General features: G+C 43.1%; 12 protein-coding genes. 11 read left to right on the forward strand and 1 reads right to left on the reverse strand.

Annotated features, from left to right (window positions below):
- Nucleotides 1-222 precede the first annotated feature (222 nt).
- The 8 genes from RsY01_RS08430 to RsY01_RS08465 all read left to right on the forward strand — a co-directional run bounded on the left by RsY01_RS08430 (nt 223) and on the right by RsY01_RS08465 (nt 6,482).
- The gene (locus RsY01_RS08430; protein WP_094785111.1) at nt 223-1,578 is read left to right on the forward strand and encodes a bifunctional metallophosphatase/5'-nucleotidase; all 1,356 of its coding nucleotides are present in this window, start codon (nt 223-225) and stop codon (nt 1,576-1,578) included.
- Nucleotides 1,579-1,613: 35 nt separating this feature from the next.
- Nucleotides 1,614-2,231 (forward strand): YutD family protein, encoded by a 618-nt coding sequence (locus RsY01_RS08435; RefSeq protein WP_094785112.1) that lies wholly within the window; start codon nt 1,614-1,616, stop codon nt 2,229-2,231.
- A gap of 128 nt (nt 2,232-2,359) precedes the next feature.
- A complete protein-coding gene (rlmN, locus tag RsY01_RS08440; protein WP_094785113.1) occupies nt 2,360-3,508 on the forward strand; it encodes a dual-specificity RNA methyltransferase RlmN in 1,149 nt (382 codons plus the stop codon).
- Between the two features lie 84 nt (nt 3,509-3,592).
- Complete coding sequence (locus RsY01_RS08445) at nt 3,593-4,099, forward strand: VanZ family protein (protein WP_094785114.1); 507 nt, start codon at nt 3,593-3,595, stop codon at nt 4,097-4,099.
- Nucleotides 4,099-4,707, forward strand: a complete 609-nt coding sequence (locus RsY01_RS08450; protein WP_094785115.1) for a nitroreductase family protein — start codon at nt 4,099-4,101, stop codon at nt 4,705-4,707. Before RsY01_RS08445 ends, RsY01_RS08450 begins: the two co-directional genes overlap by 1 nt.
- 66 nt (nt 4,708-4,773) lie before the next feature.
- A complete protein-coding gene (locus RsY01_RS08455; protein ID WP_094785116.1) occupies nt 4,774-5,217 on the forward strand; it encodes a CoA-binding protein in 444 nt (147 codons plus the stop codon).
- A 70-nt stretch (nt 5,218-5,287) separates the two neighbouring features.
- Nucleotides 5,288-6,106, forward strand: coding sequence for an MFS transporter (locus RsY01_RS08460; protein WP_094785117.1), 819 nt, complete (start codon nt 5,288-5,290; stop codon nt 6,104-6,106).
- Entirely contained in the window at nt 6,024-6,482 is a 459-nt protein-coding gene (locus RsY01_RS08465; RefSeq protein ID WP_107490453.1) for an MFS transporter, read from the forward strand. The genes RsY01_RS08460 and RsY01_RS08465 overlap by 83 nt, the downstream gene beginning before the upstream one ends.
- A 17-nt stretch (nt 6,483-6,499) precedes the next feature.
- Here RsY01_RS08465 and RsY01_RS08470 read toward each other — a convergent pair whose 3' ends face one another.
- Nucleotides 6,500-6,898, reverse strand: a complete 399-nt coding sequence (locus tag RsY01_RS08470; RefSeq protein WP_094785119.1) for a DUF4430 domain-containing protein — start codon at nt 6,896-6,898, stop codon at nt 6,500-6,502.
- Between the two features lie 112 nt (nt 6,899-7,010).
- Here RsY01_RS08470 and RsY01_RS10935 point away from each other — a divergent pair, with 112 nt between their 5' ends.
- From RsY01_RS10935 to RsY01_RS08480, 3 genes are all read left to right on the forward strand, one after another.
- Nucleotides 7,011-7,187, forward strand: coding sequence for a hypothetical protein (locus tag RsY01_RS10935; RefSeq protein WP_167373251.1), 177 nt, complete (start codon nt 7,011-7,013; stop codon nt 7,185-7,187).
- Between the two features lie 65 nt (nt 7,188-7,252).
- Nucleotides 7,253-11,647, forward strand: coding sequence for a PolC-type DNA polymerase III (locus RsY01_RS08475; protein WP_094785120.1), 4,395 nt, complete (start codon nt 7,253-7,255; stop codon nt 11,645-11,647).
- 263 nt (nt 11,648-11,910) lie between these two features.
- Entirely contained in the window at nt 11,911-12,144 is a 234-nt protein-coding gene (locus tag RsY01_RS08480) for a hypothetical protein (RefSeq protein ID WP_094785121.1), read from the forward strand.
- Nucleotides 12,145-12,163 lie beyond the last annotated feature (19 nt).

Below are 12,163 nucleotides of genomic sequence, written 5' to 3' on the forward strand. Positions count from 1 at the left end.
AGCCAGTGCGTCTGAATCGTCAATAAGAAGCTGTAAAAAGTCGTTCGAACACATTTGAGACAGCAGAAATACGCACGAGTCAATTTGGTTTTTAATTTTAAACACCGGAAAAAGCGAATCAGTTCGCTTTTTTTGGTTATTATGGGTGGTTGACAAAAGAAGTAGCTGCAAGTTTATCAGATAGCAATCGCTCAGAGTTTCTTTTTTTGATATAATGAGACTATGACCTCTCAAGAAAATGTGCTAAAAATCTTACATTTGAATGATTTGCATTCGCATTTCGAAAATTATCCGAAAATCAAACGCTTTTTTGCTGACAAATCGGCGGGGTGTTCAGATGTGCTGCGCTTTGACATCGGGGATAATGTTGACCGTTCACATGCCCTTAGTGAAGCGACGCTAGGTCAGGCAAATGTTGAACTGATGAATGCGCTAGATTTGACAGCAGCGACGATTGGTAACAACGAAGGCTTGGGTCTGCCCAAGGAAAAGTTAGACAGGCTTTATGACCATGCTAATTTTGATATCATCTTAGGAAACCTGAAAGATCAGGGCAAGCAGCCCAGTTGGGCAGTCGAGAAAAAGCGGGTCACGACCAGCTTTGGGATGACGATTGATATTTTCGGTCTGACGGCACCTTATCCCCTCGCCTATCCCCCGATGGGCTGGGATATCTTGGCGCCTGAGCCTGTCTTAGCCCAGCAGTTGCACGAGACAGATGCTGATTTTACCATTCTCCTGAGCCATTTAGGCTGGCGTTTCGATGAAACAGCCGCCGTGACCTTTGACAACCTCGATCTCATCTTAGGCGCGCATACCCATCATTTGTATGAATATGGGAAGTATATCAATGACACAATGCTGGCGGCTGCAGGCCGCTATGGTGAGTATGTCGGTGAGGTGACGCTGAGATTTGATGACGATTATCAGTGTATCCAGTCTGAAATGATGGCTGAGGATGTCCGTCATTTGACGACGGTCGCAGGTGATAAGGAGTGGATTCAGCGTCAAGCAGAGCAAGGTCATGAGTTGCTCCAAGCTTGTCAAGTGGCACAGTTAGCACAACCGCTGACCAATCATCCGCCAGAATATCCAGCGACACGCTTTGTCGCAGAACTGATGGGCGACTATTACCAAGTGCCTGCGGTCATTCTCAATAGTGGTATGATTGTTAAGGAAATCCCGAAAAACTTAACGTTAGATGACTTGCATGACATTCTACCTCATAGTATCCGCATGGTTAAAGTGACTGTGACGGGAACTGAACTTGAGGCTGTCCTGCGGGAAGTCTATGGTGTTGGCAACTATCTGAAAACCCAGCGCATCGTGGGCATGGGCTTTCGTGGCAAAGAGTTTGGCAACATTGTGACAGTAGGTTTAACGTATCAAGATGTGCAAGTTCTCTATCAGGGCAGTCCAGTTGTTGCAGAACAGCGTTATGTCGTCTTGATACCCGACCAATATCTCTTCGCTTCATATTTTCCGATTTTAAAAAGTTCGGGTCGCGCAGAGATTCAATTTCCAAGATTGATGCGAGAAATAGTAGCAGATGCCTTAGCACATCGTGATAACTTGTAATTGACAGAGACAAAAACTCAAAAGAAAGAAATCGTATGGCAAAAGTAATTCCAGAAGAAGAAAAAAATTATAATAAATTCCCAGGAGAGCATGTTATCGTCCTTGATGATGTGGTCACGATTGGTGACAAGGTCTTTCACCTGATTTATAATCATCGTGACGGTTTCAATCAAGAGAAACTCGAACAACGTTATTCCGACATTTTCGCCAAGTATGACTACCTCGTCGGTGATTGGGGGCATGAACAGTTGCGACTGAAAGGCTTTTTCTCAACTTCGCGCAAGAAAATGCCAGATGACTTGAAGATTTCGCATCTGGAAGATTACATCAAGGAATACATGAATTTCGGGGCAGCTTTTTTTGTCTTGAAACGCATGCGAAGTAAAGACATCAAACGTGAAGAGGCATTTATTGGCGAGAAAGTTTATGAAGTTAAAACGCCAGCTGGTGTCGCTAAAGGGACTAAAAAAGAGGTCGGTAGCGAGCCGTCTAAGGTGTCTAAAAAACGGCAGCCAAACAAGGCTGGTTTTGTTCAAAAAGAAAAGTCAGTCAAGAGACATGAACCGATTATCAAGACCGAAAATCATAAGGCATCCCATCAGACACCAGGCACGACTCGACCAGCTTTTGTGGTTAGAACTCGGAAAAAATAAGGCTGAGCTTATTTTATTAATGAAAGTATCAATCTGATAGTTTTTTATAGCAACTTACCAGTCCCTCAAGCCGTTGTGACAATTTGAATTGTTGCCATAAAGTTTTCAAAACATGATATACTAGTAGCATGAGTAAAACTATCCAAACTGACATGACAAAACCATCTATCTATAATTTAACGCGCGACCAGCTGATTGCTTGGGCGATAGAGAATGGGGCTAAAAAATTCCGCGCGACACAAATTTGGGATTGGCTCTACAAAAAACGGGTGCAATCGTTTGATGAGATGACGAATATTGCCAAGGATTTTATCGAAGTCCTTAAAGATAATTTCGTCCTCAATCCCTTGCAACAACGCCTCGTCCAAGAGGCGAAAGATGGCACGGTGAAGTATCTCTTTGAACTGCCTGACGGTATGCTCGTTGAGACAGTGTTGATGCGTCAAAAGTATGGCTTGTCCGTCTGTGTGACCACTCAGGTCGGCTGTAATATTGGCTGTACTTTCTGTGCCTCGGGTCTGATTAAAAAGCAACGTGACTTGACTGCGGGCGAAATCACAGCGCAAATCATGCTCGTTCAAAAATATTTTGATGAACGCGGTCTGGAAGAACGTGTCAGCCACGTGGTTGTCATGGGGATTGGCGAACCTTTTGATAATTATGACAATGTTATCAACTTTATCAAAACGATTAATGATGACAATGGTCTAGCCATTGGCGCCCGTCATATCACCGTATCAACTTCTGGCTTGGCACCTAAAATCCGTGAATTTGCGGAGACAGGTCTCCAAATCAATCTGGCGATTTCCCTTCATGCGCCAAATAATGAAGTCAGAACAAGCATCATGCGCATCAACCGTCAATTTCCGATTGAAAAATTGTTTGATGCCATTGACTACTATATCGAAGTGACCAATCGTCGTGTGACCTTTGAGTACATCATGCTCAGCGGTGTCAATGATCGCCCTGAACACGCGCGTGAATTGGTCGCGCTCCTGAAAGACAAGAAAAAATTAGTCTACGTCAATTTGATTCCCTATAACCCAGTCAGCGAACACGACCAATACAGCCGATCATCAAAAGATGATGTCCTCAAATTCTATGATATTTTGAAAAAAGGTGGCATTAACTGTGTCATTCGTCAAGAACATGGGACGGATATTGATGCAGCCTGTGGTCAACTTCGCAGTAAGACGATGAAAGCAGACAAAAAAGCCCAGCCAGACACGAAAGCATTTGACGCTGTAACGGTTGGGTTTGAGGTGAAGATTAAATAAATCTAACGATAAGTTAGCGTGATGAAACATCACATCAAAACGCTAGGGAGTCATCTTTCTAGCGTTTTATGATACAATAAATTTATGAAATTCTTTGACGAACAAGCTAACCTGCGAGCACCGTTTCAAAAAATTGTAAAAGGGCTTGCGGTATGCTACACTATTGCTATCTGTCTGATGTGTTTTCTACCTCAGAGCGTCTACCCGACCTTAAAAAGTATGGAAACGCCAGGTGTTCAGCACTTCGGTCGCATCACAGCGATTTTGACACCTTTTAATACCTTGGTGCATTTTGGTAAAATCCCAGATTTGGTGGATCTTATCTTTATTATCCTCCAAAATGTCGCCAATATCTTTCTGCTATTTCCTTTGATTTTCGCGCTATGTTTGCTGAAACCGAACGTCAGACAGGTTAAGAAAGTACTGCTCATGAGCTTTTTAATGAGTTTAGCCATCGAAACAACACAAGTCATCTTGGACTTGTTGTTCAACTTCAATCGCGTATTTGAAGTCGATGACTTAATTACCAATACCTTGGGCGGGTTGCTCGCCTACCTATTTTATCGATTGATAAGGAGCGTTACAACCTAATGGAATTTTCAAAATTAAATCAAAGCCGCCATAAAGTCACCCAGTTTGACGGTCGGAAAGTCACCGTTGATGAGGTCAAGGCGATTTTGGCTGAGGCCATTCTCGCACCCTCAGCACACAACATTCAGCCTTGGCATTTTGTGATTGTCGATTCGACAGAGATGCGCTTGGCATTATCCACCGCCATGCACGGCAAAAATGCCGTTCAAAATGAAGCAGCGGGTGCCACACTCGTCGTCTTTTCAGATACAGATTTGCCAGAGCGCGTCCGCGACATGGTCGAAATCGGCGCCGATTTCCTGCCAGTCGACCATCAAGCAGACTTGCTGAAAAAATTGCCCGGCATGTTCGAGAAATTTACGGCAGAACAGCTGGCAGAGTATCTCGCCCTCAACATCGGCTTAGTCTCTCAAAACATCGTCCTTGCGGCGAATAATACGGGCTTGAAAACCAACATTATCCTTGGTTTCGACAAGGCTAAAGCTAAAGCAGTTTTGGCGATTGAAGACCGATTCCAGCCAGAACTAATCATCACCATGGGCTATTCCGAGGATAAAGGGACAGCCTCTTACCGCCTGCCCGTTGACGACATCACGGATATTTTGTAAAAGTGCGTTTTTCCGGGGCAATGGTGGCGGACATCGTGCAAGGGCTAAAGATTGAAGGGAGTTCAGATGACCTATACATTTCAAAACAGTTCGCCAGCAGTCATTTTTGATTATCTGAGAAAAGCAAAAACAGTAGCTGTCGTTGGTCTGTCAAATCGAAAAGAGACCGCAAGTTTTATGGTGGCACAAGCCCTACAAGCTGACGGCTATCGCATCTTTCCAGTTAATCCACGGCTTGCTGGTCAGGAAATTCTGGGCGAAACAGTTTATGCCAATCTCAAAGAGATTCCTGAACACATTGACATCGTAGATGTCTTTCGTCGGTCAGAATTTTTGCCTGACGTGGCGCGTGACTTTATCGAAACGGATGCCGATGTTTTCTGGGCGCAGCAAGGCTTGCAAAACGAAGAGGCTGAACAAATTTTGCGTGACAATGGTCGCAATCAAATCGTCATGGATCGCTGTATCAAAGTCGAGTACGCTTACAGTGGTTTGAGACAAGAAAGATAGTCAGAAAAAAAGCCCGCGAGCTTTTTTTAAAAAATAATATTGAGAACAAAACTTGTGAAAGAGGAAAATTTTGCGACATAAACATCAATTTGGCTATTTTTTATGCTCACAGATTAGCTTGACGTTATCTAACATTGTCACGGATATGGTGTTTATCTTAGCCGTTTATGCTAGAAACGCCTCTATCTTTGAGGCTAGTCTTATTTTAGTAACCTCAAGTTTGGCTAAGTTATTTGGCTCGGCTATCTTAACAAACATCATTGATCGCTACGACAGGAAACAACTTTATAAATTAGCCCTGTGTTTGAAAGTTGTTTTGTTAGTCGTTAGCTACCTTTTCTTTAGCAGTGTAGGCGTGCTATTTGTCGTGAAATTTTTACTTGCTTTGTCAGATAGCATCATTTCCCCCGTTCAAAGCGTTATCTTAACGCGAGTTTTATCTGATGACCATGGTAATCGCGTGAAAGCGAATGGTATTTTTTACTCGACTTTACAAGTCTTTCAAACCGCTGCTTGGGTAGTAGGGATTCCAGTTGTTAAATATTTGAACTATAACAAGGCTTTGATGCTTGCGATGCTACTGCTTGTTTGGTGTTTTATTTTAATCGAAAAGCTTCGATTAAACGAAATTAAGCTAGAGCCCTCAAAAATCAGCTATTTTAAAAATATGAAGTCTGGCTGGCAGGCTTTAAGGAACAATCCAGTTGTTAAAAACATCACGCTGTTGGATCTCAGTGAAACGGTTGCTAATGTTATCTGGACACAAACTTTTTTGTTGACGTTTACAGTCACAGTCCTGCATTTGGATGAAAAATGGTGGGGCTACCAAGGTAGCATCTATATTCATCGGTTCAATTATTGGCGGGATTGTTTCGGTTCATTTTGCTGAGCTAATTGGCAGATATGGTGGGAAAGTTATTTTTATTTCTTCTTTATCTGTTGCTTTGTTTACTTGGATATATACTTTTAATGGACTTGCTGTGCTTGCATTAGGATTGAATTTTTTGATAGGCTTTCCTTATCAAATTCGTGACATTGTAGAACAGTCAATTTTACAGGAATCTGTTACCAATGCTTCAATGGGGCGAGTATTTGCCATTAGACAGTTTTTAACGACACTAATCTCTATGCTGACGATTTTATTGGCAAGTGTTTTTGCAGAGCATTTTGGCGTTCAAAGCATCTATATTTTGGCAGCTGTCATCTATACAATAGTTACTATCTGGATAGCAAATAACAAACTGATAAAAAGTTTTAAGGCATAGAACTTTTTTTATTTACCTTAAAAACTCCCCAGATAAAAAGCAACCGTATCCCCTTTTTTCAGATGAATGTCCGCTGCGCCCTTTTCTGCTATTTTACCATTAATATCAAACAGCCAATATTGATTGGCTGCCTGATCCTGAGCCTTACCGTCAATCGATGTGATAAACCCACCCTTTTCCTCGATCTTAAAATTGTCTTTAAGCGCATCAAGCAAGGTTTGGCTTTTGTTAATCTTGATTGTTTTCGTCGCATCTATTTTTTTATCATTTTCAAAATCAAGCGTAATGGTTGCTGTATCTTGAGCAACGGTGCTCTTCTTTGGTGTTTCGGCCTTGTTGCCACAGGCTGCTAAAGCCACAGTAAATCCAGTTGCCACTAGAACTGTGACAGTTTTCTTAAACGTTAAAGTTGTCATAGTTGTTAAATCTCCTTAACTATGATTGTACTATACTTGATGTGGCTAGCAAAATACAAATTTTTGTAGGTGTATTATAAGAAATGACTATAGCAGAAGTGACTGATAAAAGGTGAATTCAGGAATCTCTTTCGAATTAATTCGATTTATGGAAATAAAGCATGATAATGACAAGCTAGTCATCGTGGCTGAGTTATGGTCGAAAAGTCGCATTGTGCGAGAATTACTTGACAAATACAATCCGAAACGCCAAGGACACCTCGTAAAAAAGCCGACCAAGAAAAATTAAAGCAACAACATATTTTCTGTTATAATAGACTTATTACGAATTCAAGAATTCAAGAAAGAAGTGCAATGAACGATTTATTTGAAAAACTCATGGATCAGCTCGAGATGCCTGCGGAAATTCGTCAGAATCCGGCATTTCGTGGCAATATTGACAAAGTTGAAGTTCATGCCATCAGTAAGGTCTGGCATTTTTATTTGAGGTTTCCAGCGATTTTACCGATTGACCTCTATCGAGAATTGGTCTATCGGCTAGAGCGGGCTTTTTCAAATATTGCCAAAACGCAAGTGACGATTCTAACCGAGGATGGTCATTTTGATGAAGTTTTGCTCAATGCCTATCTGCCATTAGTTTTCGACTTACCCGGCTGTGACACCCCCAGTTTTACGGCGATTTTCAAGAAGTATCAATTTACTGCGACGGATGATAGCGCAACAGCTAAGTTATCCGTCGGTGAGTTGTCAAATCTGGAATATGTTGTCAAACATTATTTTCCTGTCATGGCGAAACATTTCCAAGATTTCGGCTTTACGGATTTGCAGATTTTGCCAGAGATTGATTATCAGCTGACCGATAAATTAGTCGCTGAGTATGAAAAAAAATCTGAGGAAGCCTTAGCGGATATTCTGGCTAACCAACCAGAAGCACCGTTTCAGCCTGATGTACCAGCGCCTGCCTCAAAAGAAGCGGTCGCATCTCCTAACCACCTCGCGCTAGGCAGAGAAATCAAGGCGTCTGACACCATTTTCCAAATGAAGGATGTCGTGACTGAGGAGGCCAATGTCGTTTTCGAGGGTTATGTTTTTGCGGCGGAGCATAAGGTCTTTAAGAACCGCACGACGGGCAAGGAAAGTCATATGCTGGAGGTCAAGATGACCGACTACAGCAGTTCTTTTATCGTCCAAAAATGGGGGCGCAAGCCTGAAGAGCAAGCCATGTTTGATCTGGTCAAAAAAGGCATGTGGATTAAGGTTAAAGGCAGCGTTCAGATGGATCAGTATAAGCACGAGCTGGTCATGAGTGCGCGTGATATGGTCGAAATCAAGGCGAAAAATGTCCGCAAGGATCTCATGTCTGAGGGGCAAAAGCGGGTCGAGTTCCACGCCCATACCAACATGTCGACCATGGACGCCATCCCTGATGTGTCTGATTTGGTCGCGCAGGCTGCGCGCTGGGGGCATCAAGCCATCGCCATCACCGATCACGCGGGGGCGCAGAGTTTCCCGCATGCCCATTCTGCCGGTAAGAAAAATGGGATCAAGATTATTTATGGGATTGAAGCTAACCTAGTCGAGGACAGGGTACCTATCACTTATCATGAAGATGACAGTAGCCTTTCAGATTCGACCTACGTTGTGTTTGACGTGGAAACGACCGGCCTTTCTGCCGTTTATAACAAACTGATTCAAGTCGCGGCATCGAAAATGCACAAGGGCAATGTCATCGAACAATTCGATGAATTTATCGACCCAGGGCATCCGCTGAGTGAGTTTACGACACAGCTGACGGGCATTACCGATGACATGGTCAGAGGGTCTAAACCCCTAGAGCAAGTCTTAAAAGAATTTCAAGCCTTTTGTCAGGGCAGCATTCTCGTCGCGCATAATGCAACTTTTGACGTTGGCTTTATGAATATGAACTATCAGCGCCATGAGTTGCCTGAGATTACCCAGCCAGTGATTGATACCTTGGAGTTTGCGCGGAATCTCTATCCAGAGTTTAAGCGTCATGGCTTGGGGCCTTTGACCAAACGTTTTCAAGTTTCCCTTGAAAGTCATCACTTGGCCAATTTCGATGCGGAAGCGACGGGTCGTCTGCTCTTTATCTTCTTAAATGATGCCAAGGAGAAATTTGGCATTGAACTGCTAAGCGACTTGAATACCAAGGTTGTCGATGCGGACTCCTACAAACGGGCGCGGGTGAAACATGCCACGATTTATGCCAAAACGCAGGACGGTTTGAAGAATCTCTTCAAACTCATCTCTTATTCAAATGTCAACTATTTTGCAGGTGTACCTAGAATTCCAAAATCAGTCCTTGAAGCCCATCGCCAAGGCTTGATTGTTGGGTCAGCTTGTTCAGAAGGCGAAGTTTTTGAGGCGGTGACTAATAAATCCTTTGATGATGCGTTGAAAGTCGCTGACTACTATGATTTCATCGAAATCATGCCACCGGCCATTTATCGCCCGTTGATTGCCAAAGAAACCATCAAAGACGAAGTAGAACTCCAACGGATTTTGAAAGACCTGATGCGGATTGCGGATAAACTAGGCAAGCCAGTCCTAGCGACAGGCAATGTCCACTATCTCAATCCAGAAGATGCCATCTATCGTGAAATCATCGTCCGTTCTCTAGGCGCTGGCGCCATCATCAACCGACCTGTCGGTCGTGGTGAACACGCCATGCCTGCACCATTGCCAGAAGTTCATTTTCGCACCACCAATGAAATGTTGGACGATTTTGCCTTCCTTGGAGAAGAAACGGCGCGCCAGATTGTCATTGAAAATACGCAAAAAATGGCAACCTCCTTTGATGTGCTAACGCCAGTTCGTGACGACCTCTATACACCTTACATTCCTGAATCTGAGGAAAAAATGGCCAAGCTGACCTACGAAAAAGCGCACGCCATCTATGGTAATCCTTTGCCTGATATCGTCGATTTGCGGATTGAAAAAGAGCTCAATTCGATTATCGGTAACGGTTTCTCCGTTATCTACCTTATTTCTCAGATTCTCGTTGAGCGCTCCAACAAACGAGGCTATCTCGTTGGCTCGCGGGGGTCTGTCGGCTCCTCATTTGTTGCGACCATGACTGGTATTACTGAGGTTAATCCACTGCCACCCCATTATGTCTGCCCTGAGTGTCAGTACTCGGAGTTCTTTACCGAGGGGCAATTCGGCTCAGGCTTTGATATGCCGGAGAAAAGCTGTCCAGAATGTGGCCATAGGCTCACAAAAGACGGCCACGATATTCCATTTGAAACCTTCCTAGGTTTCAAGGGGGATAAAGTCCCCGATATCGATTTGAACTTCTCTGGAGCTGACCAACCGAGCGCCCATTTGGACGTCCGCGATATATTTGGAGAAGACTATGCCTTTCGTGCCGGCACTATTGGCACGGTTGCCGAGAAAACAGCCTTTGGGTTTGTCAAAGGTTATGAGCGGGACTATGGCAAATTCTATCGTGGTGCTGAAATTGAGCGACTGGCAGCAGGCAGTACAGGTGTTAAGCGGACAACGGGTCAGCACCCGGGCGGGATTATCGTTATTCCGGGCTATATGGATGTTTATGATTTCAGTCCAGTGGCCTATCCAGCCGAGGATATCAATGCTGAGTGGAAAACGACTCACTTTGATTTCCATGCCATCCATGATAATATTCTCAAACTCGATATTCTGGGTCATGATGACCCGACCATGATTCGTAAGTTGCAAGATTTATCCGGCATGGATGCCTCCACCATTCCCATGGATGACCCAGATGTCATGAAAATTTTTGCGGGAACAGAAGTTCTGGGTGTCACACCTGAGCAGATTTTTTCAAAGACCGGCACTTTAGGTGTGCCCGAAATGGGGACTAACTTCGTTCGCGGGATGTTAGAGGAAACCAAGCCTAGCACTTTCGCAGAATTACTCCAAATTTCCGGTCTCTCCCATGGGACGGACGTTTGGCTGGGCAATGCGCAAGAGTTAATCAAGCAAAAAATCGCCACTCTGGCAAACGTGATCGGCTGTCGGGATGACATCATGGTTTATCTGATTCATGCTGGGTTAAATGAGTCCATGGCTTTTACGATTATGGAGCGTGTGCGTAAGGGCTTGTGGAATAAGATTGACGACGAGGAGCGTGAGACTTATATCGCTGCCATGCGGGACAACAACGTGCCGGAGTGGTACATTGATTCATGTAGTAAAATCAAGTATATGTTCCCTAAAGCCCATGCGGCAGCCTATATCATGATGGCGCTTCGTGTGGCCTACTTCAAGGTGCATATGCCGATTTACTATTACTGCGCTTGGTTCTCGATTCGTGCTAATGCTTTTGACCTCAAGGTCATGGGCGATGGTTTGGATGCCGTCAAGGCTAAAATGCAAGAAATCAAGGCCAAGGGCTTTGAGGCCAGCAATGTCGAAAATGCCCTCTTTGGGACGTTGGAACTCTGTAATGAAATGTTAGAGCGTGGCTTTAAATTTGGCAAACTCGACCTTTATCGTAGTGAAGCCAATGACTTCATTATTGAAGGCGACACCTTGATTCCACCATTTTCAGCCATGGACGGTCTTGGCGGCAATGTCGCCAAGCAAATCGTTGAGGCGAGAAAAGAAGGAGAATTCCTCAGTAAAACCGAACTCAGAAAACGCGCCGGCGTTTCCCAAACCTTGGTCGAAAAAATGGACGAAATGGGCATTCTCGGCAATATGCCAGAGGATAATCAGTTGAGTTTGTTTGATGATTTGTTTTAGGATTAGAAACCGAAGTTTAATTTCGTCTATTATGACAAAATTTTTGATAAAAAGGCAGTTGTTTATAAATTGCTTTAAAAGACGATGTTTCCTCAGTATTTAATTAGACATTACTATTTAGATTTTAGAAAATCTAAATAGTACATTGACTGCACAAGTCAATAAAATTTGTGATATTAAATAATTGAAATTAAAACCTTGCGAGTATGTAGCTTACAAGGTTTTTTATGTTATAATAAATGTAATTTAATAAAGGAGCAATTATGGCATACCATACATATGAATTCTTAAAGAGAAGAAAAAACGAACCAAAATGGGCGGTGGCTTACCATAAAGCTTTAATGAATAGAATTTTAAGCGCTATTATTTCTATAATAATCATATTATTAGTGATTTTGGTTTATCTATATATAGACAGGAATAATGTAGACGTACAATATTACTTTGAAATTTGCAAAGAAAAAATTTCAAACATTATTGAAAATATAAAGAATTAATTTTAGTTATTCAGGAATA

Origin of the sequence: Pseudolactococcus reticulitermitis, assembly GCF_002260845.1 — a bacterium.
Taxonomy (GTDB): domain Bacteria; phylum Bacillota; class Bacilli; order Lactobacillales; family Streptococcaceae; genus Pseudolactococcus; species Pseudolactococcus reticulitermitis.